Genomic DNA, 21,689 nt, shown 5'->3' on the forward strand with positions numbered 1-21,689 from the left:
GTCCCATCCCGAAAGCATGTTTTCGCTGCATGACAGCCCGAACGCGCAGCCTCTGACACGCGCTCGCAAACCGGCTCATATTGCATCGCAATACGCCGGGCGCCCCGCCCGGGCATGACCGGGATCGGGTACGATGACCACCCTCGCGAATCTCGTCGGCTTCCGCACCCAGAGCGGCGGGCCGCTCCTCGCGCAGATCGCCGGGCGCTTCGGCGTCGCGATGCGCCGCGCCGCGGCCGGGCGCTACGCCGAGCAGCGCGACCGCATCGTGCGCACCGGCGGCGCCGGCATGATCTGAGTCCTCAGGCGCGTCTCAGCGCAGGCGCGCCCGTGCAGTCTCCGCCACCGCCTCCGCGGTGATGCCGAAATGGCGGAACAGGTCTTCCGGCGCGCCCGAGGCGCCGAAGCCGGTCATGCCGACGAAGCCGCCATCCTCGCCGATCCAGCGGTCCCAGCCGAAGCGAAGAGCGGCTTCGACCGCCACCCGCACGGTATCGCGGTGAATGACGCTCGCGCGATACGCGGCATCCTGCGCGGCGAAGGCTTCCCAGGAGGGCATGGAGACGACGGCGGTCGGCACACCCTCGGCCTGCAGCATCGCGCGAGCCGTAAGCGCCAGCGCGACCTCCGAGCCGGTCCCGATCAGCGTCACCCGCCGGGGACCCGAGGCCTCCGCCAGAACGTAGGCGCCCCGCGCGCTCCGGTTCTCCTCGATGCCCGGCCCGCGGAGTGCCGGCAGAGCCTGGCGCGAGCAGACGAGCGATGTCGGGCCGGTCCGGTTGGCCAGGGCCATCTCCCAGCATTCGGCGGTCTCGACCGCGTCGGCCGGGCGCAGCACCAGCATGTTGGGGATGGCCCGCAGGGACGCGAGGTACTCGACCGGCTGATGGGTCGGTCCGTTGCGGCCGATGGCGATCGAATCGTGGCTGTAGACGGTAATGACCGGCAGGTTCATCAGCGCCGCCATGCGCAGGGACGGCCGCATATAGTCGGAGAAGACCAGATAGGTCGCGCCCACCGGCACCAGCCCGCGATGGGCCGCGATGCCGTTCATCATCGCGCCCATCGCGTGCTCGCGGATGCCGTAATGCAGGTAGCGGCCCGACCGGTCCTGGGCCGTGAAGGCGTGGAGCGCGCCCTTGTGCTTCGTCGGCCCCTCCAGATCCGGGGCGCCCGAGAACAGTTCGGGCATGCCGTCGGACAGGGCGGCGACGATCTCGGCGGAGACCTCGATGCTGGGCCGCGCCGCCCCGGCCTCGGCGAAGCGGTCGCGCAGCCCGCGGAGCGGCGCATGCCAGCCCTCAGGAAGGCGGGCGTCGGAAACTCGGTCGAATTCCGCCCGCACCTCGGCCGGCAGGGCGTCCCGGCGCCTCGTCCAGGTGGTGTAGCCGTCGCGGTTGCGGCCGGAAACGCCGGCCTGCCACGCCGCGGCGACATCGTCGGGCACGGTGAAGGGCGGGTGATCCCACCCCCGGGCGGCCCGCGCCTCGGCGCAGTCACTGGCGAGCACGCGCCCGCCATGGGCGCCGCGCTGGCCCTCGAGGCGCGGCAGGCCCCGCCCGATCACGGTGCGGCAGGCGATCAGGGTCGGGCGCGGGTCGCCCTGGGCGAGCCGGATCGCCGCCGAGACCGCCTCGACGTCGTGCCCATCGGCGTCGATCACCTGCCAGTCGGCGGCGCGGAAGCGCGCGCGGACGTCCTCCGAGATCGACAGGTCGGTGGCGCCGTCGTCGGTAATGCGGTTGTCGTCCCACAGGAAGGTGAGCTTTCCCAGGCGCAGATGGCCGGCCAGCGAGATCACCTCGTGGGCGATGCCTTCCTGCAGGCAGCCGTCGCCAACCAGGGCGTAGGTGCGGTGATCCACCAGATCGGAGCCGAAGGTCGCCGCGAGCCTGGCCTCGGCCACCGCCATGCCGACGGAGTTGGCGATGCCCTGTCCGAGCGGGCCGGTGGTCGCCTCGATCCCGAGTTCCGGGGCGATTTCCGGATGGCCGTGGGTGTGGGCGCCGAGCTCGCGGAACCGCCGGATCTGCTCCATCGGCAGGCCTTCATAGCCGGCGAGATGGAGGGCCGCGTAGAGCAGCATGGAGCCGTGGCCGTTCGAGAGGACGAAGCGGTCGCGGTCGGGCCAGACCGGGTCGGCGGGGTTGCAGCGCAGATGGCGGGTGAACAGCGCCACGGCGATCTCGGCGCAGCCGAGGGGCGCGCCGGGATGCCCGTCCCCAGCCCGCTCGATGGCGTCGAGGGCGAGGAAGCGGATCGCGTCGGCCATCCGGGCCGTAAGCAGGGCATCGGGCGTGTCGGGCATGGGTCTGGCTCGGGCGGTGCGAATTTTCGGCGCGCGAAGGCCGCCCGGGCGGCACCGCAGCGGCCCGGGATGGATCTCGGTCTGTGTTCTGACCCGCCGTCCCGCGCCGATCCGGCATCCGCCGGGGCGCAGAGCCTTCAGGTTCGCGCAGGCGCCTTCAGAGGAAGCCGATCGAGAACCAGGGGACGAGGATGATGGCGAGGAGGCCGATCAGCAGGGCCACGATGTAGCCGACGATCGGGCGCATCCCGGCATCGGGGTGGATCCGGCTGATCGCGCAGGCCGCGTAGTAGCCGACGCCGAAGGGCGGGGCGAACAGGCCGATGCCCATCGCGAGGATCACCACCATGGCGTAGTGGACCTCGTGGACGCCCACCGCCCGTGCGATCGGGAACAGCAGCGGCCCGAAGAGGACGATGGCCGGGATGCCCTCCAGCACCGAGCCCAGGATGATGAAGGCGACGGCCGAGACGAACAGGAAGCCAAGGGCTCCGCCGGGCAGACTTTTCATCACCTCGGCGAGCGTCTGCGAGAAGCCCGACTGCGTCAGCGCCCAGGCCATGCCGGTGGCCGCCCCGATGATCAGCAGGATCGCCCCCGACAGGGTCGCGGTGGTCACCAGCATCGGGTAGAGCCGCCGCCAGTCGAACTGGCGGTAGATCAGCAGGCCCGCCAGCGCCGCGTAGACGATCCCGATAGTCGAAACCTCCGTGGCGGTTGCGATGCCCTCGACCACGGCGAAGCGGATCACGAAGGGCAGCGCCAGGGCCGGGATCGCCACCAGGAAGGCGCGACCGATGATCCGTCCGGACGGCCGGGCGACGTGGCTAAGGTCCTCCCGGCGGTAGCGCCACCAGACCAGCGCGCACAAAGTCACGGCGAGGACGAGGCCCGGCAGGAGGCCGCCGGTGAACAGGGCGGTGATCGATACGCCGGTGACCGAGCCGATGGTGATCAGCACGATCGAGGGCGGGATCGTCTCGGTCTGTGCGCCCGTGGTGGCGAGAAGGGCCACGAGGTCACCCTCCTTGGCGCCGCGGGCCTTCATCTCCGGGAACAGCACGGGCGCCACCGCCGCCATGTCGGCGGCCTTCGAACCGGAGATGCCCGAGACGAGGTACATCGCCCCGACCAGCACGTAGTGCAGGCCGCCGCGGACGTGGCCGAGCAGCGAGGCCAGGAACCCCACCATGGCGCGGGCCATGCCGGTCATCTCGATCAGGAGGCCGAGGAAGACGAAGAGCGGCACCGCAAGCAGGATCAGGTGGCTCATGCCCTCGTCCATGCGGCCGACCACCACCATGGAGGGCGCGTCGGTGGTGAGCGTGATGTAGGCGAAGGTCGAGAGGCCGAACGCGAAGGCGATCGGCACCCCCGAGAAGACCAGGGCGCCGACGCCGAGGACGAAGAACAGCAGCAGGTTGAGATTGCCGAGGTCCCTCAGCCAGGGTTGAAGCGCCAAGAGGCCGGCGGCGACTCCGCCGCCCAGCACGAGCGCCCCCGCGGTCAGCCGCCAATCGGCGGATTCCAGGAGGCGGATCACCGCAACCACGAGCATGAGGCCGAGGCCGATCGGCAGGGCGGCGGCGCGCCACGCGTTGTTCAGCTCCAGCGCCGGCGTCTGGACGAAGGTCTCCTCGCTGGCGAACTCGAAGGCCGGTTCCAGCAGCAGGGCCACGAAGATCAGGCCGGCCACCAGCGCCACCGTCTCCAGGAAGGCGCGCAGGCGCGGGCCGCTCATCGCCACGAAGGCGGTCATGCGCATGTGCTCGGCGCGCCGGAAGGCGACCACGGCGCCCAGCATGGCGAGCCACAGGAACAGGATCGAGGCGAGTTCGTCCGACCAGACGAGGGGTTCGCGGAACACGTAGCGGCTCACCACGCCGCCGAGCAGCACCGCGATCTCGGCCAGGACGAGCAGCGCCGCGGGGATCTCCACGAGATAGCCGAGCCCGGCATCGAGCCGGCGCAGCCAGCTTCCGGCGCGCAGGGGCGGACCGGACAACTCTACCCCTGCCGTCGTCTCGACAGCCGCAATATCGATCTGCATGGCGCCCTCCCGTCGGAACCGCTCCCGATGCCGCTGCCGGCGGGAACGTCTCCGAGTGCGTCTTCGCGTGTTTCTTGTGGTGCGTCTCGGCGCGCCTTCGTTCTCCGATACCGTTACCCGATCCGGCGGAAAGCGCGTCAGGTCAGTTTGCCCGACACGTCCTCAAGATGCGACCACGCCACGTCGCCGTACTTGGTTTTCCAGTCCTTGTAGAAGCTCGTCCGCCCCAGGGCCGCGCGGAATTGCGCGCGGTCGACGTCGATGAAGGCGATGCCCTTCGCGGCCAGGCTTTCCCGGAGGGAGACGCTGAGCTTGGCGACGTCGGCCCGCTGGGCGTCGGCCGACCGGTCGAGTTCCCGCGAGACGATGGTGCGCAGATCCTCGGGCAGGCGCTGCCACGCCCGCTTGTTGCCGAGGATCCAGTAGCCGTCCCAGACATGGCCGGTCAGGCTGCAGGATTTCTGCACCTCGTACAGCCGGGTCGTGGCCGTGATGGCGAGCGGGTTCTCCTGGCCCTCGACCACCTTGGTCTGGAGCGAGGAGTACAGCTCGTTGAAATTGATCGGCGCCGCGCCGGCGTCGAAGGCCTTGAACAGCGAGGTGAGCATCGGCGCGGGCGGGACGCGGATCTTGAAGCCCTTCAGATCCTCCGGCGTCCGGATCTCGCGGGTCGAGGAGGTGATCTGCCGGAATCCGTTGTCCCAGACCTTCGACACGGTCAGGATCGGCGTCTTGGCGATCTCGGACCGGACATAGGTGCCGAGGCCTCCGTCCATCGCCGACCAGACGGCGTCGTAATCCTTGAACGCGAAGCCGGTGTTGGGCAGGCTCGCGGCGGGCACGAAGGTGGCGAGGATCGAGGTCGCGAGGTTGAAGAACTCGACGCTGCCGTTGCGGACCTGCGCCAGCAGGTCGGTGTCCGAGCCGAGCTGGTTGGCGGGGAACAGCTTGATCTCCAGGCGGCCGTTGGTGGCCTCGCGGATCCGGTCGAGGGCCTCCTGGGCCCGGATGTTGACCGGATGGGTCGGGTCCTGGCCGCTGGCGAGCTTGTAGGTGAACTCGGCGGCCTGCCCGCGCCGGGTGAGGATGCCGAAGGCCGGTAGTGCGGCCGCGCCCACGAGCAGGCTGCGGCGACTGAGACGGGTGTCGCGCATGGTTTCACTCCCTGGGTGGTCCAGGCCGCCCGATCCCCGCCGTTGACCGTCGGTGGAGCGTGCGACCCGCATTGCTGTCCGGGGCGGCGGGTGCGGACCCGGCGCCGTCGTCGCGCGCCCTGCGCGGCGCGTCAGGCGCCGTCGCCGTTGAGCAGGCGGTAGGCGCGGATCACCTGGCTGTCGTCGGCGGCGCCGTCGCCGCGCCCGGAGGTCGAGACGAAGAGCTGATGGGCGAGCGCCGCGAGCGGCAGCGCCGCCCCGGCGCCGCGGCCGGCCTCCAGCACGATGCCGAGGTCCTTCACGAAGATGTCGACCGCGCTCGTGACCCGCGTTTCGTCCTCCAGCATCCGGGGGCCGCGGTCCCGCAGCATCCAGCTGGCGGCGGAGGAGCCCGTGAGGATCTCGAGGACCACGTCGCGGTCGACGCCGACGCGCCCGGCGAGGGCCAGCGCCTCGGCGGCGGCGGCGATATGCACGCCGCACAGGAGCTGATTGACGGCCTTGACGGTGGCGCCCTGTCCGGGCCGCTCGCCGACATGGAAGATCCGGTCGCCCAGGGCCTCCAGCACCGGCCTCAGCGCGGCCAGCGTCTCCGCGGGCGCCGCCGCCATGATCGTGAGCGTGCCGGCTTTCGCACCGACGACGCCGCCCGAGACCGGCGCGTCGACGAAGCGGCGGCCGGTCGCCGCCACGCGCTCGGCGAGGTGCTCCACCGCTTTCAGCGGACAGGTGGCCATCAGGGCCACGATGCCGTCCGGTTCCATTGCGTCGAGGGCGCCCTGGGCGAACAGCACGTCCTCGGCCTGCGCGGCGTTCACCACCATGAGAAGGAGCGCGTCGCTGCCCTGGGCGACAGCGGCCGGCCTTTCGGCCGCAACTCCGCCGGCTGCCGCGAAGGCCGCGCGGCTCTCGGGCCGTAGGTCGTAGCCGCGGATCGCGAAACCTGCCGCGACCAGGTTGGTCGCCATCGGCAGGCCCATGGCGCCGAGGCCGACGAGGGCGATGCGGGTCAGAGCCATGCGCGGATGCTCCGCGCCATCGCGGCGGCCGAGATGCCGTAGCGGTCGTGGAGCGTCGGCAAGGCGCCGGCATCGAGGAATTCGTCCGGCAGGCCGATCTGGCGGAAGCCGCGGCCCGGCATCACGCCGTTGCGCATCAGGAGACCGGCCACCGCCTCGCCGAGGCCGCCGATCACGCTGTGGTTCTCGGCCACCACCACGAGCCGGCCGCCGCGCCCGGCCTCATGCAGAATCGTCGCCGTGTCGAGGGGCTTGATCGTCGGCACGTGGAGCACCGCCACGTCGACCCGGTCGTCGCGCAGGGCCTCGGCGACCTCCAGGGCGCGCATGGTCATCAGGCCCGATGCAATCACCAGGACGTCGCGGCCGTCGCGGATCGTCTTGGCCTTCCCCAACTCGAACCGGTAGCCGTACTCGTCGAGCACCAGGGGCACGTTCCCGCGCAGGAGCCGCAGATAGACCGGTCCCTTATGGGCCGCCATGGCGGGGACGACCTGCTCGGTTTCGTGGGCGTCGCAGGGGTCGATGATCGTGAGGTTCGGCATCCCGCGGAAGATCGCGAGATCCTCCGTCGCCTGGTGGCTCGGGCCGTAGCCGGTGGTCAGGCCGGGCAGGGCGCAGGCTATCTTGACGTCGAGATTCTCCTCCGCGATCGCGAGGCAGATGAAGTCGTAGGCGCGCCGCGCCGCGAAGACCGCGTAGGTGGTGGCGAAGGGCGTGAACCCCTCACGAGCCAAGCCCGCGGCGGCGCTCATGAGGAGTTGCTCGGCCATCCCCATCTGGTAGAACCGCTCGGGATGGGCCTGCGCGAAGATGTGCAGGTCCGTGTATTTCGATAGGTCCGCCGAGAGGCCGACGATGTCGGGCCGGGTCTTGGCGAGCTCGACCAGGGCGTGGCCGAAGGGCGCGGCCTTCGTGCGCTGTCCGGGGGCGGCGAGCGAGGCGATCATCGCCGAGGTCTTGGCGCCGCCGCCGGTGCGGGGGGCGGGTTTCTCGTATTTGGAGCGTCTCACCGCACCCTCCCTTCATCCAGGATCGCCAGGGCCCGCTGCCACTCGTCCGGCTCGACCCGCAGGAAGTGGTTGCGCTCGCGCGCCTCGAGGAACGGCACGCCCTTCGCCATGCGGGTGTCGCAGATGATGATCCGGGGCTGCGGGCCCGGATGGTGGCGCGCGGCGTCGAAGGCCCGGACCAGCGCGTCGATGTCGTTGCCGTCGACCCGCTGCACGAACCAGTTGAAGGCCTCGAACTTCGGCGCCAGCGGCTCGAAATCGAGCACCCCGTGCGAGGCGCCGTCCGCCTGCATGCCGTTCACGTCGACGAGGCCGATCAGGTTGTCGAGCTTGAACGAGCCGGCCGACATCGCCGCCTCCCAGGTCGAGCCCTCGTCGAGTTCGCCGTCGGAGAACAGGTTGTAGATGAAGCTGTTCGAGTTCTTCCGCTTCAGCCCCAGCGCCATGCCGACCGCGATGCCGAGCCCGTGGCCGAGCGACCCACCGGTGATCTCCATGCCGGGCGTGTAGGCGGCCATGCCGGACATCGGCAGGCGGCTGTCGTCGCCGCCGTAGCTCGTCAGCTCGTCCTCGGGGAGGATCTCCGCCTCGATCAGGGCGGCGTAGAGGGCGATGGCGTAGTGGCCGATCGACAGCAGGAAGCGGTCGCGGCCTTCCCATTCGGGATCCTCGGGCCGGTAGGTGAGCGCGTGGAAGTAGCTCACCGCCAGAACGTCGGCGATGCCGAGCGCCTGGGCGATGTAGCCCTGGCCCTGGACCTCGCCCATGCGCAGGGCGTGGCGGCGGATGCGGTAGGCGCGCTCGCTCAGCGGCACGTTGGAGCCGGCGCGCGGCCGCTCGGTCGGGACGTCGATCGCCATGGCGACCTCCTCAGTGGATCAGCATGCCGCCGTTCACGTCGATCACCGCGCCGGTGATGTACGTGGACAGGTCGGAGGCGAGGAACAGGCAGGCATTGGCGACGTCGTCCGCCACGCCGAGGCGCCCCAGCGGGATGCCCTTGGCGATCTCGACCTTGAGCTCGGGCGTGAGCTTGCCGCCGGTGATGTCGGTCTGGATCAGGCCGGGGGTTACCGAGTTCACCCGCACGCCGTCCGGACCCAGCTCCCGGGCCATGGCCTTGGCGAGGCCCAGCACACCGCCCTTGGCGGCGCTGTAATGCGGGCCGCCGAAGATGCCGCCGCCCCGCTGGGCCGAGACCGACGACATGCACACGATCGCGCCGGAGCCCTGGCCGCGCATCGCCGGGATCACGGCCTGGCTCATGTAGAGCGTACCGCGCAGGTTCACGTCGGTGACCGCGTCGTAGTTCTCCGGCCCGATCTCCATGATCTTCAGGGGCTGGGTGATGCCGGCATTGTTGACCAGCACGTCGATGCGCCCGAGGCGGCCGATAATCTCCTCCGCCGCCGTCGAGCAGGCCGCCCGGTCGGTGACGTTGCAGGCGAGGCCGATATGGCCCGGGCCGATGTCGCGAGCGGCAGCCTCGGCCTGGCCCGCATCGAGGTCGAGAACGGCGACGCGGGCGCCGTGGCTTGCGAAGAGCCGTGCGGTGGCTTTGCCGATGCCGCGGGCGGAGGCCGCCCCAGTGATGACGCACACCCGGTCGTTCAACAGCATGGATCCCTCCCGGCGACCCGCGACAGCGCGGGATCGGACCTGTCGTCGTGACGGAAGGGGCGTCCGGCCGGCGGCTGCGATTCCAGGGACCGAGCCCTTGGATCGAGCGGCCTGCGGCGTCGTCTCCTCCCGCCTGTTTTGTTGCGATGAGAGTGCCGACGCGCTGCCTCCGCGACAAACGCGGAATTTGCACGCGCAGGTGAATCCCGGTCACCTGTCGCCGCGTCAGGCGAGGTCGGGACTCAGCGTGATCCCGAGTTCCTCGGCCAGCCACCGCGCGAAGACCCGCAGCGGCGCGCGCCGGCGCACATCGGCGGGGCAGACGAAATGGTGACCGACGTAGCTGATGTCCTGAGACCGTCCGGCCAGCGGCGCGACGAGGCGGCCGGCCGCGACCTCGCGCTCGGCGAGGCGGGTGGATTCCAGGGCGACACCGAGCCCGTCGGCGGCGGCAGCCAGGGCCAGGAAGCTCCGATCGAAGCGGATGCCCGCGTTCGGCTGCGCGGCAAGCAGATTCCGCTCGAACCAGTGCGTCCAGCGCACCTGCTTGTTGTCGCTTTGGATCAGGGTCTGAGTCAGGAGGTCGGCCGGCTCGCGGATCCGGGCCGCCCGCGCGGGATCGCAGAGCGGCGTCACCGTTTCCGGGCCCAGCGGCATGCGCAGCAGACCTTCCCCGCGGGGCGGTCCGTAGACGATGTCGGCGTCGAATTCGTCGGTGATGAAGCGGGCGTAATCCATGCCGGCGGCGAGGCGGACCTCGAAGCCCGGATGGGCGCTGAGGAACCGGGCGAGGCGCGGGGCGAGCCACTGCGCGGCGAAGCTCGGCGCGCAGTGCAGCCTGAGCAGCTGCGGCCCGCGATTCGCCACGAGGTCGAAGCCGCGGTTGAGCTCCGCGAAGGCGCGCCCGACATGATCGCTCAACGCCTCACCGGCCGGCGTCGGCACGATGCCCTGCCCGACGCGCTCGAACAGAACGACGCCCAGGGCTTCTTCCATCTTGCGGAGGGCGTGACTGACCGCGCTCGGGGACAGGTTCAATTCGCCGGCTGCGGCTTTGAACGAGCGTCGCCGGGCAGCGGCCTCAAAGATCCGGATCGCGGAGAGGGGGACGGGTGGCCTCATCCCGAGCAGAATGGGCTTTGGTCCCCGATCCTGGCAATGGTGCCGATCTCGCGGGCAGGCTGCGGCCCGGCGCGCGACGCCGTGGCGGCGCGACGATCAAGTCGACCGTCAGCGATGGATACGCACCGGCGCGACCGCCATCCCATCGGACCGTGCCCGGCCGCCGTGACGATCGGTATCCTCGTGAGCGCCGCGCCACGCGATGGAGATGCCCGCGAAAATGGCCGACGCACTGGCCGCGAGGGGCACGAGGATCAGCGCGGCCAGACCGCTGACCGGCGCGAGAATCGCCGCCGTCGCGAGTCCACCGGCGATCGCCGCCGCAATCAACACGATCATCGGAGCCTCGCCCGATCGACGTGGCCTGGATCATGTGCCGGGCCATGGCAGGATGATCCTGCCGTGAGGATTAAAAATTCGTTACCCGAAGAACTCCGCGATTCGCTGATCTTCCCGACGATCTTGCCCGTCGCGCGCCGATCGTTTCGTCTGAAGACGTCGTGCAGCATGGCCAGCGATGGGCGTCCGAGCCTCCCGGATGAACGGCCGCACAGAGATGTTCGATCGGTCAACGTCCGCACGCGATGCGCGAATTTGAGGCCGTCGACGACATCGCAGCGGAAAGGCCCGGATCAGCGCCGATTTCGCTTGGAATAGATTTCGCCGTTTGCAGAGGGCGCCCGGGCCGACAGAATCCGTTCAGAGGCGGGGGCGGCGAAGGGCTATGGCTGCGTCCTCAATGACCCTGCGCGATCCAGCCGAGCACTGTGGCGCAGCGCTCGGCCTGCCAGCGAGTCAGACCAGAGGCCACGACCGCGCCATTCCGATAGACCACGAAGGTCCCGTCATCGGTTGCACGGATCTTGATGGACGCCATCAGTGAGCTCCCGACGTCAGCATCTGAAGCTGAACCAGTCCGGCTGGGGTGATCTGCCAGACGGCGACCGTACCCTCCGAGTCTCCGCAATGGTCGACCCGTCGGAGATGACCGGTGCTTTCGAGCGCGAGGAGCCGGCTGTGGTCGCCGGGCCAGGACGCGTTCGCCTGTCTGCAGACCGCAATCCGGTGTCCCACAGTCTCGGCTGCTCGGATGAGAAGGCGGCGCTCGTGATTCACCAGCATCGGCGCTCCGGCTCGGATCGATCCGTATGAACTGCGTAGAGGCTGGCGCATATGGTCAAGCTTGGCAAGCCTGCGGGCGTATCGCGCTTTGGATCACGCCGATCGGTCCGTCGGCGTCGATGCTGTGCGAGCGCCGGGTTCAGGGTGCCGTGCACGGGCCGACGGAGACCTTCGCCACCTGGAGCGGATGGCGATGGCAGGTGCAACCGGGACCGTGCGGGATCGCGTGATCGCGATGTGGATTGCGGCCGAAGCCGCGGAAATGCCGGGTCCGGGCTCGATGGGCGGTTGGCCGTTGCGAGAGCGGACGGAGCGGATCCGCATCTCGTCCGTCCGGTCAATCCATCCGATCGCGCCCAAACGAGAACGGCCGGCCAGGAACCCTGGCCGGCCGTCGTTTCGAACCGCGTGCCGCTTAGCGCAGGAGCTGGAGGACGCCCTGCTGCGCGGAGTTGGCCAGGGACAGGGCGGAGATGCCCATCGACTGCCGGGTCGACAGCGCCTGGGAATTGGCCGCTTCCTGGTTGAGATCGGCGTTGGTCAGGTTGGCCGAGCCGGTCTGCAGCACGTTGATCAGCTGCTTGGAGAAGTCCTGGCGGTTCTGCACGACCGACAGGTTCGAGCCGAGCGCGCTCGCCGCGGAGCTCAGCGCGTTGCCGGCGCTCGTCAGGGTCGACAGGGTCTTGTTGACGTCCGAGTTCAACAGGAAGTTGCCGAGGCCGTTCTGGCTGGCCGTGCTGTTCGAGTTGGTGATCGACGACAGGCCCAGGCCGCTGGCCGTGGCATCCACCGAGGCGACGTTCAGAGTCGAGCTGCCGGTGTCGTTGAACTTGATGTTCATGTCATTGCCCTTGCCGGCAATGAGGTTGACGCCGTTGTAGCTGGCATCGCCGGCGAGCTGCGTGATCTGGTTGAGCAGGTTGTTGTACTGGCTCGCCAGAGAAGCGCGCTGCGAAACGCCGGAGACCGAGAGGTCGCTGGAGACGACGGTGGTGGCGGCGGTGCCGTAGGTCGAGGCGGTGGTGCTCGACGCGGTGAAGCCGAGCGCCGTCTGGCTGCCGGAGTTCTGAAACTCCACGTCGGCCTGGGCGTTCAGGACGATCTTCGTGCCGGTGCTGTCGATCGAGAAGATCGCGCCTGCGCCGAACGAGCCGCTGGACGAGGTCGACGCCGAGCTGACCGCCGAGTTCAGGGCCGCGACGGTGGCGCTGATGCTCGACGAGGCGGCGACGTTGGCCGACACGGAGGTGCCGTTGATGGTCAGGAGCACCGTCTGGGAGGCGGTGCTGGCGCTGTAGGCGTTGGCGGCGGTTCCGGTGGTGGAGAGCTGGGTCGAGAGGGCCTGGTTGGCGATGGACTTGGCCTGATCGACCAGCTTCTGGATCGAGGTGATGCCCTGGTTGGCGGCCTGGATCGACTGGACGCCGTTGGAGATGCCGTCGAGCAGGGTGTTCAGGCTCGAGGACCGGGCGTCGAGGGACTGGGAGGTGAAGAAGTTGGTCGGGTTGTCGAGGGCGGAGTTCACCGTCTTGCCGGTGGCGAGGCGGTTCTGCGTGGTCGCCATCAGCTGGGCGGTATCCTGCAGGGAGAGCAGGTTCTGACGCGTGGCGGCCGACAGGGTGATGGAGGACATGGGTCGTATCTTTCTGATTTGATGCGCCCGTTTCTCGGGCACGCCAGTAATCGCGCTCCAGATGTTTCGTGGGGGTTAATCCGATTGTCGACACTCAAGTCGACCGAAGTGATCCTTAATGAATCGCCATCGAAATCCATTAAGTATTGATGGAAGACGGCGCCGTTCAAGATCCATTAACCATCCGCGGCCATAACCGACGGCGCTCGCCAATTCTGTGGTGCCTGCCCGGCCGGTCTCGATCCGGCGTGGCAGGCGAAGGGAAATGGGGCACACTCTAGTACGGAGCTCAACTGTGATCGCTCAAGCGTCCGGTGATGTTGGCGACCCGGCCCCCTCCGCGCCGACGAAATTTCCCCATGTGGCAATCGCGATCCCCTGCGGGACCATGGTCCACGCGGATTTCGCCGTCAGCCTCGGATCCATGATGCATTCCCTCGGCGAGATGCCGATGTCGATCGTGGTCGGGAAATCATCGATCGTCGCCGACGCGCGAAACCTGGGCCTGGAATACGCGCAGAAACACAATGCGGAATACGTCCTGTTCATCGACAGCGACATGACCTTCCCGAAGGACGCCCTGCTCAAACTGCTGGTGCGGCAGGTCGACATCATCGGCGCGACCTATTCCCGGCGCACGGCGCCCTTCCATTTCCTCGGCGAAATCCTGCCGGAGCAGCCGGCCGACGCCCCCAAGGGCCTGCTGGAGATGGCTCGGATCCCCACCGGCTTCCTGCTGATCAAATCGACCGTCTTCGAAAGCCTCAAGCGGCCGTATTTCCGGTTCCGCGTCGATGAGGAGGCCGGGGTGAACATCGGCGAGGACTTCGACTTCAGCGACCGAGTCCGTGCGGCCGGCTACCGGATCTGGTGCGATCCGTATCTGAGCAAGGAACTCGGACATATCGGCGAACAGTCCTTCAAGCTCTGAGTGACGGCCGGCAATTCGATCGGCCGCGACGCAACTGCGCGCCGCGTTTCCGCGAGCTGCGCTCCAAACGATGAGGCCTGGGAATGCGGATTGCGATCATCACGCCGTCCCGGATGAAACCTTCGACTCTGGCCGGCAAATCCGGCCAGTACTTCTTGGAACACGCGGTCGAGAGCGCGAACAGCCAGGAACTCGATAGGCCGGCGACGATCCATTTCTTCGTCGGGACCGACCCCGAGACCGAGATCCCGGCGCGGCTCGCCGCGCATCCGCAGATCACTTTCGTGCGCGGCGAGCGCAAGGGGCAGATCCCCGCCCTGAACGCGGCCATCCGGGCCGTCGATGAAAGCTGGGACTTCGTCGGCTTCCTGGAGGACGACGACCATTGGCTGCCGCCCTATCTCGGTTTCGCGCTCCGGACCCTGGACAGCTTCGATTTCGTCTCCTCGACCCAGGTCGAGACGGACGAGGCCGGCGAGGTCGTCCGGATCAACGACTTCCCGACGCCGTCGGGCTGGCTGATGCGTCGGTCCACCTTCGCGCAGGTCGGCGCGATCAACCCCGCCTCGAAATGGCATTACGACAACGAATGGCTCGGCCGCCTCGCCGAGACCGGCCTGCGCCGCGCCCACCTCGTCGAGGCGACGGCGCCCGGCACTCTCGAGAACGCCGTTCAGGTCCGCCCGTGGCTCGCCAACGTGCTTCGGTTCGGCGGCCCCAACACGCACCTCGTGCGCCACGGCTTCATCCTGCCGCTGGTGTGCCGTCTGGTGCATCCCGGCTCCGGAACCTCGGATGTCGGACAGGGCGGGACGTCGAAAGTCGAGAGCGACGCCGAGTATCAGCGGCTGATCGACCGCTTCGGCCGCATCCCCTGGTGACAGGGCGGCCCTGTCCGCCGTTCGAACTCCCGCAAGGCCTGGATCGGGGCCCGCCCGCTTCGGAAAGGGCGTGAATGCACGACCGTGCGCGTCCTAGGCGGGTCGCGTCTGAGCGCGCCCGCGGACGGCCTGCTGGAATGCGGAGAACACCCTGCGCATCTGCGGCAGCTTGTAGGGAAACAGGTCCACGGGATCCATGTCGTGGACGACCATCCCGGTATCCGCCTCGAAGATCAGCAGCCGGCCATCCGAGCTCTCCGCGCAATCGAGGATCAGGTAATCGAGCCCGATCCTTCGGTGGATCTCGGCGAAGGCGGCGCGATGGCGCTGCGCGAACGCGGCGTCGAACGTGGCCATGGCGGTGGCCTCCGCCGTCCGCTTCTCGGCATCCTCGAGCATTCCGGCGTTGAGGTAATGAATCATCCAGTGGTCGCGGATGGCCAGGTGACACAGGAACGGGACACCGTCGATCAGAACGACCCGAAGCTTTCGGAATAGTCCATCGGGGCCACGATAGTCGCAGAACTGCGTGACGTAGAACCGCTCCGTGGTCGCGTGGTCGAGGTAGCGCGTCAGATCCTCGGCCCGATCGACCTTCTGGAGGTCGTTGCCGGCATGGGTATCCAGGGGGCGCACCAGCACCGGATAGTCCAGGCCCTCGGGAAGGCGGGACGCCGAGGCGCTCAGCGCCGCCCGGTCCAGGAGAGCGACGGCAGGCGCCAAGATCCCCTCGGCGCCGCGGAGCGCATCCGCGATCCCGTGCCGGGACGTCTTCAGAACCGCGCGCGGGTGATTGACGATCGGCCGCGACCACCCTTCGGCGGCTGCCGCGACGGCTTCCAAAAGCGGCTCGGCGCCACTCGAATACGCGATGCCCGTGATCAGCACATCGTGCTCCGGCAGGTCGCGCGGCATGTCTTCGCCGGGGCAGAGGAAGAAATAGGTGAGGCTGAAATCGTCGTCGTTCAGCAGGAAATCGATCGGCGTGTTGGCCATGAGATCGCCGGCCGTGACGAGGATGAGCACGCGGACCCGCGCCTGATCCGGGTTCGAACGCAGCGAGAAGAGCCGTTGGCCCTGAAGGATGTCGGTCTGGAGCTGCAGCGCCTCGTCGGTGCGGTGCATCAGCAACAGGATCGTCGCCAGATCCATCGCCGCCCCGGCGTCGATGACGCCATCGGGCGATCTGGCGAGGATCTCCTGGGCCAGCGCGGCCATGTCCGAAGCATCGAAGGCGGCTCTGATGAGGCGTGCCGGGCCGATCATCGGGCTCGGATTGTCGATCCCCGCAGCACGCGCTTGCATCACAGCCTCCGAGAAGGGGAGCCGCCGCTGCGATGCGGCCGCCGGTATCCGGCCACAGGGATCGCACAGGGCGGCACGATCCCCGATCTGTGACCGGAGGGAGGTTTACGAAGCGCTAACCATAACGGGGCGCATGCGGGACGTCAGCCGAGGCGCTTCCCGTTCCGCGCCGGCGGTTGCCTCGTGTCTCGCGATGGTCAGCTGCGCCGCGCCGATGCGGCGGCGCGACGGAGCGCTTCCGCCAGCGGTCCGGTCGGCGCGGATTCCGCGGTGGCGTTCGGCCGGGTTCGCGGCGCGTCGATCTTCGATTCGCCCCCGCGTCGGGCGGGCTGAGCCGGATCGATCGGATCGTCGAGCCGCATCGACAACGCGATGCGCTTGCGCGGCACATCGACCCCGAGGACCAGCACCCGGACGACCTCGCCGATCCGGACGATCTCCGTCGGCGACGCGATCCGGCGCCGCGCCATCGCCGAGATGTGGACGAGCCCGTCCTGATGAACGCCGATATCGACGAAGGCACCGAACGCGGCCACGTTGGTCACGACGCCCTCCAGCTGCATGCCGGGCTTGAGATCCCCGATCGTCTCGACACCCTCCTGGAAGCGCGCCGTCTTGAAGGCCGGCCGCGGATCGCGCCCCGGCTTCTCGAGCTCGGCGATGATGTCGCGGACCGTCGGCAGGCCGAAACGCGCGTCGACGAACGGCTCCGGCGCCAGGCGGCCGAGGAGGGCGGCATTGCCGAGCAGGACGTGGATGTCGCTCTTCGTCGCCTGGAGGATGCGGCGGACCACCGGATAGGCTTCCGGGTGGACGCCCGACCCGTCGAGCGGGTCGTCGCCGCCCTGGATGCGGAGGAAGCCGGCGGCGAGCTCGAAGGTCTTCGGGCCGAGCCCCGGGACCTTCTTGAGCGCCGTGCGCGTCCGGAACGGGCCCTGGGCGTCGCGATGGGCGACGATCCGCGCCGCCATCGCGCCGCCGAGGCCGGAAACCTGCGCCAGCAGGGCCGGGGAGGCCGTGTTGACGTCCACCCCGACGGCGTTGACCGCATCCTCCACCACCGCGGAGAGCGAGCGCGACAGCTTCGCCTCGCTCACGTCGTGCTGGTACTGCCCGACGCCGATGGACTTCGGATCGATCTTGACCAGTTCGGCCAGGGGATCCTGAAGGCGCCGGGCGATCGACGCGGCGCCGCGATGGGACACGTCGAGATCGGGCAATTCCCGCGCGGCGATCTCCGAGGCCGAATAGACCGAGGCGCCGGCCTCGGAGACCATGACTTTCGCGAGCGGAAGATCGGGGTTCGACGCGATGATCTCCGCGGCGAGGCGTTCGGTTTCGCGGGAGGCCGTGCCGTTGCCGATGGCCAGAAGCTCTACGTTGTGGAGACGGCACAGGCGCCCCAATGCCGCCACCGCCTCGCGCCAGCGGCGCTGGGGCTCGTGCGGATAGGTGGTCTCCACCGCGACGACGCGGCCGGTGCGATCCGCCACCGCCACCTTCACGCCGTTCCGATAGCCGGGATCGAGCCCCATCGTGGTGCGGCCGCCCGCCGGAGCGGCCAGGAGCAGGTCCTTCAGGTTTCCCGCGAAGACCGTCACGGCCTCATCCTCGGCCCGCTCGAACAGGCGGTTGCGCAGATCCTGCTTGATGCCCACCCGGATCTTCGTCCGCCAAGCCGCGCGGACGGTTTCGACGAGCCAGGAATCGCCGGGGCGGCCCCGCAGGGCGATGTCGAAGCGGCGGCAGATCGCGGTTTCGAACGGTCCGGGAATCCCGGGCGCGGAATCCTCACCCTCCGCGGTGAAGCCGACCTCGAGAATCTCCTCCCGTTCGCCGCGGAAGATCGCCAGGATGCGGTGTGAGGGCATCCGCTCCAGCCGCTCGCTCCAGGCGAAGTAATCCGAGAATTTCGCGCCCTCGTTCGCCTTGCCCTTCCGGACCTGGGAGACGAGCTGGCCGCCCCGCCAGTAATCCGTGCGCAGGCGCCCGACGAGGTCGGCGTCCTCGGCGAAGCGCTCGATCAGGATCGCACGGGCACCGTCCAGCGCGGCGTCGACATCGGTGATGCCATGGGCGTCCGACAGGTAGCGCGCCGCCACCGTCTCGGGCGCGTTATCGGGCCGGCGCAGGAGAAGCTCGGCCAAAGGTTCGAGGCCGGCCTCCCGGGCGGCGTGGGCCTTCGAGCGCCGCTTGGGTCGGAACGGCAGATACAGGTCTTCCAGGCGCGCCTTCGTATCGGCGGCCTCGAGGGCTGCGGCGAGAGGCGGAGACATCTTGCCCTGCGCGGTGATGCTCGCGACGATCGTGGCGCGCCGCTCGTTGAGATCGCGCAGATACGAGAGCCGTTCTTCGAGCCGGCGCAACTGCGTGTCGTCGAGGCCGCCCGTATTCTCTTTCCGATAGCGCGCGATAAACGGCACGGTCGCACCGCCATCGAGGAGCGCGACGGCGGCGGCAACCTGCGCCTCCCCGACACCGAGTTCATCGGCGATCAGCGCGTTGACGGCTTTCATGGAAACTCCGGCGGGGTGCGCAGCAGGGATGCGCCGTCTGCCTGAAACGCCAAGCCGTCGGAAACAAGGCGTCCGTCAGGCCCGTTCGCATGCCGCCGCTTCTGCAGCCGGATCCCGCACGCGCTTCGGCATGGTTTCCAGCCGGCGACGCACCGAACCCGGAGGAAGACTTCCCTGAACCGGACGGGTGGCTCGAAAGCCGTGACGATCATCCCGTGTCGTCATCGGGATGTCACCGGCTGATGCGAGCCTTTTCCTTCGCATGTCCCGGAAAGGCAGGCGCCCGTGCAATTCGAGATCCGTGAGCACAGCCGGTCGCTTTGGTCGTGGGTTCTCGTCAACGAGACCGACGAGCCGGTGCTCGAATCGCGGCGTAGCTTCCCGTCCCGCGCGCAGGCGACGGCGGCGGCGCTCGCCTTTTCCCAGCTGGTTGCGCGGGCCGGGCGGAGTTTGACCGGCGGTCCGCGACCGGTGGGCTTCCTGTAGGGAAGCGATTCCCGGCTTCGGGCCGGACGGCGATTCCTCTCAGGTCGGCCGCGCCCGGTGGCGGAGGAGGCTGGCCACGCTCAAGCAGGCGATCACGCAGCCCACCCCCATCGCGCCGAGGCAGCTGATGGTGCGGACCGGCTCGCCGCGGGCCAGAACGATGGCAAGCGCGAGCGGCAGGAGCAGGAACACGAACAGCAGGGTCATGACCGGATCCGAGTGACGATGGCCGAGTCTAGGATCCGAATGGTTAACCCCTTCTCTCGACACCCGGCCGCGCCCTTGAGCCGGTGCCGCGACGGCTGCGCACAGCGCGAGGACGTGATCGCCGAACGCCCCGCCCGAGATCCCGGCGCGAACCGCGATCAGGCTTGGCTGGTCTCGAGGCGCACGAGACGGTCCACGAGGGCCCGGTCGTGAAGCAGGGCCATCCGCTCCTTCTGGGAGAGCCACAGCTGTGCCTCCGCCACCGTCTCGGCCTCGCAGATCTTGGCGGCCGCCAGCGTCTGGTCGGCGTCGATCGCGCCCCGGGGCCGCCGCTGTCCCTTCGGAAGCATCCGGCCATGGGCGTGCGCAAGTGCGGGATCGGCGTGGATCGCCACGAGGGAATCGGTGTCGTCGTAGCCGCGAGCCGCATTGCGGGTCGCAAGCGCCGCTGCCCGCAGCGCGATCTCCGGCGGCGATGCCTCTTCGGGCGTGGCGAGTAGCATCCGGCGCTTGAGCGCCAGGCCCAGGGTCAATTGTCCGCTCGCCCAGGAAATCGGGATCGCGAGCACCAGACCCAGGATCGTCGGGCTCATCCAGAGGAACAGCGACGTCGCGATCGCGAAGGCCGCGATTCCCGCCACGAGCCCCAGAACGGTGTGCCAGCGGTGACGGCGGACGATGTCCCGCAGCGGGATCGAGCCGTCGTCGCGGCGCTGCGGATTCCAGCCCGTGTCCCGTCCCAGCAGAATACCGATCACCGAGCCGGACTGGATGACCATCGCCACCGGCGCCACCAGCGCGGAGAGCAGGATCTCGACCAGGCTCGACAGGATGAGCCGCCCGGCGCCCCCGCAGGCGCGCCGCACCGGAGCATCCAAGAGGGCCAGGATCAGGCCCAGGACCTTGGGCGCAAGCAGAACCGCCATGGTCAGGCCGAACAGCTGGAGCGCGCGGACCGGATCGAATCGCGGGAAAACCGGCGAGAAGCCCGCTCCCCCGAAATAGTCCGGCCGTTCCGTGGCGGTCTGCAGCACAAGCAGGATGCCGACCACCAGCTGCATCAGCCAGAGTGGCGAGGCGAGATAGCCGGCGATGCCGGTGGCGAAGTGCTGGCGGGTCGCGGGATGCAGCCCCGCGGCGCCGATCACTCGCGCATGCTGGAGGTTGCCCTGCGCCCAGCGCCGGTCGCGCACCGCGACGTCGATCAGCGACGGCGGGCTCTCCTCGTACGAGCCCGGCAGGCGGTGGAGCATGTACACCGCCCAGCCCGATCGGCGGATCAGGGCCGCCTCCACGAAGTCGTGCGACAGGATATGGCCGCCGAAGGGGGGCTTCCCGGGCAGATCCGGCAGGCCGCAGGATTCTGCGAAGGCGCGGGTGCGGATGATCGCGTTATGCCCCCAATAGTTGCCGTCCCGCCCCGACCACGCGGAAAGCCCGGCTGCGATCACGGGGCCGTAGATCCGGGCCGCGAATTGCTGAAGCCGGGCGAACAGGGTGTTGCGATTGATGATCAGCGGCAGGGTCTGGATGATACCGGCATCCGGATCCGCCTCCATGGCGGAGGCCAGCGCCACGATCGCCGATCCGCTCATCAGGCTGTCGGCATCCAGCACGAGCATGTGCTCGTAGTGGCCACCCCACCGCGTGACGAAGTCGCCGATATTGCCGGCCTTGCGATGGTGATTCTTCGCCCGGTGGCGGTAGTAGAGCCGGGCATCGTGACCCAGGCGGCCGCGCAATTCGAGGAAGGCGCGCTCCTCGGCGATCCAGGCATCGGGCTGGGTCGAATCCGACAGGACGTACCAGTCGAAATGGTCTCCCAGTCCGGTGGCCTCGACCGCCTCGCGCATGGCCTCGACACCCGCGAAGGTGCGGGCTGTCGCCTCGTTGTAGACGGGCATCAGGACCGCGGTCCGCGTGGTCAGGGCCGTCGGAGCCGACATCGGACGCGGCCGCCGCAGCAGCATCCCGAAGCCGAGCACGGCGCTGGTGAAGGCGAGCGCGATCCACGAGAACGTCAGGCAGAACAGGACGACCAGCACGAGCTGGAGCGCAGTCGGATTGCCCGAGACCGACACGGTCTCGACCATCTGCCAGCCGCCGAAGGCGGTCAGCGCCAGCGCGCCGCCGAAGACCAGAATCCGCGCCGGCCAGGGATCACGGCCGGGCCGTGCGGGCCGATGGCCCTGGCCCATGTCCCAATGCGACAGATCTTGGACGGGCATGGCCAGCGGCGCTTCGCGCGGCATGCCGCCTCCGTCATCGGGGCTCGCCTCGGCCACGCGCGCGGCGTCGATCGCGGGCGGCACGGTCATCGTC

General features: G+C 69.1%; 19 protein-coding genes. 4 read left to right on the top strand and 15 right to left on the bottom strand.

The features are described 5' to 3' along the window. The first annotated feature begins 133 nt into the window (after positions 1–133). Positions 134–298, top strand: coding sequence for a hypothetical protein (locus A3862_RS31555; RefSeq protein ID WP_164706377.1), 165 nt, complete (start codon positions 134–136; stop codon positions 296–298). A 15-nt stretch (positions 299–313) separates the two neighbouring features. Here the strand turns inward: A3862_RS31555 and tkt are convergent, their stop codons facing one another. The 11 genes from tkt to A3862_RS17175 form a co-directional block, all read right to left on the bottom strand. Then, positions 314–2,308, bottom strand: a complete 1,995-nt coding sequence (gene tkt, locus A3862_RS17125) for a transketolase (protein WP_111473843.1) — start codon at positions 2,306–2,308, stop codon at positions 314–316. Between the two features lie 157 nt (positions 2,309–2,465). Next, positions 2,466–4,358, bottom strand: coding sequence for a TRAP transporter large permease (locus tag A3862_RS17130; protein WP_043353068.1), 1,893 nt, complete (start codon positions 4,356–4,358; stop codon positions 2,466–2,468). A 137-nt stretch (positions 4,359–4,495) separates the two neighbouring features. Next, the gene (locus tag A3862_RS17135) at positions 4,496–5,512 is read right to left on the bottom strand and encodes a TRAP transporter substrate-binding protein (protein WP_043758218.1); all 1,017 of its coding nucleotides are present in this window, start codon (positions 5,510–5,512) and stop codon (positions 4,496–4,498) included. Positions 5,513–5,643: 131 nt separating this feature from the next. Next, positions 5,644–6,531 carry an NAD(P)-dependent oxidoreductase gene (locus A3862_RS17140; RefSeq protein WP_111473844.1) on the bottom strand — a complete coding sequence of 296 codons (888 nt, stop codon included), beginning with the start codon at positions 6,529–6,531 and terminating at the stop codon, positions 5,644–5,646. Beyond that, positions 6,522–7,544, bottom strand: a complete 1,023-nt coding sequence (locus A3862_RS17145) for a transketolase family protein (protein ID WP_043758213.1) — start codon at positions 7,542–7,544, stop codon at positions 6,522–6,524. Before A3862_RS17145 ends, A3862_RS17140 begins: the two co-directional genes overlap by 10 nt. Beyond that, positions 7,541–8,404 carry a transketolase gene (locus A3862_RS17150; RefSeq protein WP_051044879.1) on the bottom strand — a complete coding sequence of 288 codons (864 nt, stop codon included), beginning with the start codon at positions 8,402–8,404 and terminating at the stop codon, positions 7,541–7,543. The genes A3862_RS17145 and A3862_RS17150 overlap by 4 nt, the downstream gene beginning before the upstream one ends. 10 nt (positions 8,405–8,414) lie before the next feature. Then, the gene (locus A3862_RS17155; RefSeq protein WP_043758211.1) at positions 8,415–9,164 is read right to left on the bottom strand and encodes an SDR family NAD(P)-dependent oxidoreductase; all 750 of its coding nucleotides are present in this window, start codon (positions 9,162–9,164) and stop codon (positions 8,415–8,417) included. Positions 9,165–9,389: 225 nt separating this feature from the next. Further along, the gene (locus A3862_RS17160) at positions 9,390–10,286 is read right to left on the bottom strand and encodes a LysR substrate-binding domain-containing protein (RefSeq protein WP_043758208.1); all 897 of its coding nucleotides are present in this window, start codon (positions 10,284–10,286) and stop codon (positions 9,390–9,392) included. A gap of 108 nt (positions 10,287–10,394) precedes the next feature. Then, entirely contained in the window at positions 10,395–10,625 is a 231-nt protein-coding gene (locus A3862_RS17165) for a hypothetical protein (RefSeq protein ID WP_043353056.1), read from the bottom strand. 397 nt (positions 10,626–11,022) lie between these two features. Beyond that, a complete protein-coding gene (locus A3862_RS31560; RefSeq protein WP_164706378.1) occupies positions 11,023–11,163 on the bottom strand; it encodes a hypothetical protein in 141 nt (46 codons plus the stop codon). Positions 11,164–11,823: 660 nt separating this feature from the next. Beyond that, complete coding sequence (locus A3862_RS17175; RefSeq protein WP_043353054.1) at positions 11,824–13,041, bottom strand: flagellin N-terminal helical domain-containing protein; 1,218 nt, start codon at positions 13,039–13,041, stop codon at positions 11,824–11,826. 220 nt (positions 13,042–13,261) lie between these two features. On the opposite strand from A3862_RS17175, the gene A3862_RS17180 reads away from it, so the two are divergent. Together A3862_RS17180 and A3862_RS17185 are read left to right on the top strand one after the other, a co-directional pair. Then, entirely contained in the window at positions 13,262–13,972 is a 711-nt protein-coding gene (locus A3862_RS17180) for a glycosyltransferase family 2 protein (protein ID WP_236952954.1), read from the top strand. Positions 13,973–14,085: 113 nt separating this feature from the next. Further along, complete coding sequence (locus tag A3862_RS17185; protein WP_236961358.1) at positions 14,086–14,853, top strand: glycosyltransferase family A protein; 768 nt, start codon at positions 14,086–14,088, stop codon at positions 14,851–14,853. Positions 14,854–14,946: 93 nt separating this feature from the next. Here the strand turns inward: A3862_RS17185 and A3862_RS17190 are convergent, their stop codons facing one another. Further along, positions 14,947–16,158, bottom strand: coding sequence for an ATP-grasp domain-containing protein (locus A3862_RS17190; protein WP_111473845.1), 1,212 nt, complete (start codon positions 16,156–16,158; stop codon positions 14,947–14,949). A gap of 197 nt (positions 16,159–16,355) precedes the next feature. Then, positions 16,356–18,674, bottom strand: a complete 2,319-nt coding sequence (locus tag A3862_RS17195) for a Tex family protein (protein WP_043758195.1) — start codon at positions 18,672–18,674, stop codon at positions 16,356–16,358. A 285-nt stretch (positions 18,675–18,959) separates the two neighbouring features. On the opposite strand from A3862_RS17195, the gene A3862_RS17200 reads away from it, so the two are divergent. Continuing rightward, positions 18,960–19,160, top strand: coding sequence for a hypothetical protein (locus A3862_RS17200; RefSeq protein ID WP_043352604.1), 201 nt, complete (start codon positions 18,960–18,962; stop codon positions 19,158–19,160). Between the two features lie 39 nt (positions 19,161–19,199). On the opposite strand, the gene A3862_RS31565 is transcribed toward A3862_RS17200, so the two are convergent. Together A3862_RS31565 and mdoH are read right to left on the bottom strand one after the other, a co-directional pair. Then, positions 19,200–19,367 (bottom strand): hypothetical protein, encoded by a 168-nt coding sequence (locus A3862_RS31565; protein WP_164706379.1) that lies wholly within the window; start codon positions 19,365–19,367, stop codon positions 19,200–19,202. A gap of 158 nt (positions 19,368–19,525) precedes the next feature. Beyond that, a complete protein-coding gene (gene mdoH, locus A3862_RS17205) occupies positions 19,526–21,685 on the bottom strand; it encodes a glucans biosynthesis glucosyltransferase MdoH (RefSeq protein WP_100794094.1) in 2,160 nt (719 codons plus the stop codon). Positions 21,686–21,689 lie beyond the last annotated feature (4 nt).

Origin of the sequence: Methylobacterium sp. XJLW (genome assembly GCF_003254375.1) — a bacterium.
Classification (GTDB): domain Bacteria; phylum Pseudomonadota; class Alphaproteobacteria; order Rhizobiales; family Beijerinckiaceae; genus Methylobacterium; species Methylobacterium fujisawaense.

Coding starts and splice junctions, on each gene's coding strand:
- A3862_RS31555 (WP_164706377.1), top strand. CDS start 134: ATGACCACCCTCGCGAATCTCGTCGGCTTCCGCACCCAGAGCGGCGGG.
- A3862_RS31560 (WP_164706378.1), bottom strand. CDS start 11,163: ATGGCGTCCATCAAGATCCGTGCAACCGATGACGGGACCTTCGTGGTC.
- A3862_RS31565 (WP_164706379.1), bottom strand. CDS start 19,367: ATGACCCTGCTGTTCGTGTTCCTGCTCCTGCCGCTCGCGCTTGCCATC.
- A3862_RS17165 (WP_043353056.1), bottom strand. CDS start 10,625: ATGATCGTGTTGATTGCGGCGGCGATCGCCGGTGGACTCGCGACGGCG.
- A3862_RS17150 (WP_051044879.1), bottom strand. CDS start 8,404: ATGGCGATCGACGTCCCGACCGAGCGGCCGCGCGCCGGCTCCAACGTG.
- A3862_RS17140 (WP_111473844.1), bottom strand. CDS start 6,531: ATGGCTCTGACCCGCATCGCCCTCGTCGGCCTCGGCGCCATGGGCCTG.
- A3862_RS17175 (WP_043353054.1), bottom strand. CDS start 13,041: ATGTCCTCCATCACCCTGTCGGCCGCCACGCGTCAGAACCTGCTCTCC.
- A3862_RS17195 (WP_043758195.1), bottom strand. CDS start 18,674: ATGAAAGCCGTCAACGCGCTGATCGCCGATGAACTCGGTGTCGGGGAG.
- A3862_RS17160 (WP_043758208.1), bottom strand. CDS start 10,286: ATGAGGCCACCCGTCCCCCTCTCCGCGATCCGGATCTTTGAGGCCGCT.
- A3862_RS17130 (WP_043353068.1), bottom strand. CDS start 4,358: ATGCAGATCGATATTGCGGCTGTCGAGACGACGGCAGGGGTAGAGTTG.
- A3862_RS17185 (WP_236961358.1), top strand. CDS start 14,086: ATGAAACCTTCGACTCTGGCCGGCAAATCCGGCCAGTACTTCTTGGAA.
- A3862_RS17190 (WP_111473845.1), bottom strand. CDS start 16,158: ATGCAAGCGCGTGCTGCGGGGATCGACAATCCGAGCCCGATGATCGGC.
- A3862_RS17135 (WP_043758218.1), bottom strand. CDS start 5,512: ATGCGCGACACCCGTCTCAGTCGCCGCAGCCTGCTCGTGGGCGCGGCC.
- A3862_RS17155 (WP_043758211.1), bottom strand. CDS start 9,164: ATGCTGTTGAACGACCGGGTGTGCGTCATCACTGGGGCGGCCTCCGCC.
- tkt (WP_111473843.1), bottom strand. CDS start 2,308: ATGCCCGACACGCCCGATGCCCTGCTTACGGCCCGGATGGCCGACGCG.
- mdoH (WP_100794094.1), bottom strand. CDS start 21,685: ATGACCGTGCCGCCCGCGATCGACGCCGCGCGCGTGGCCGAGGCGAGC.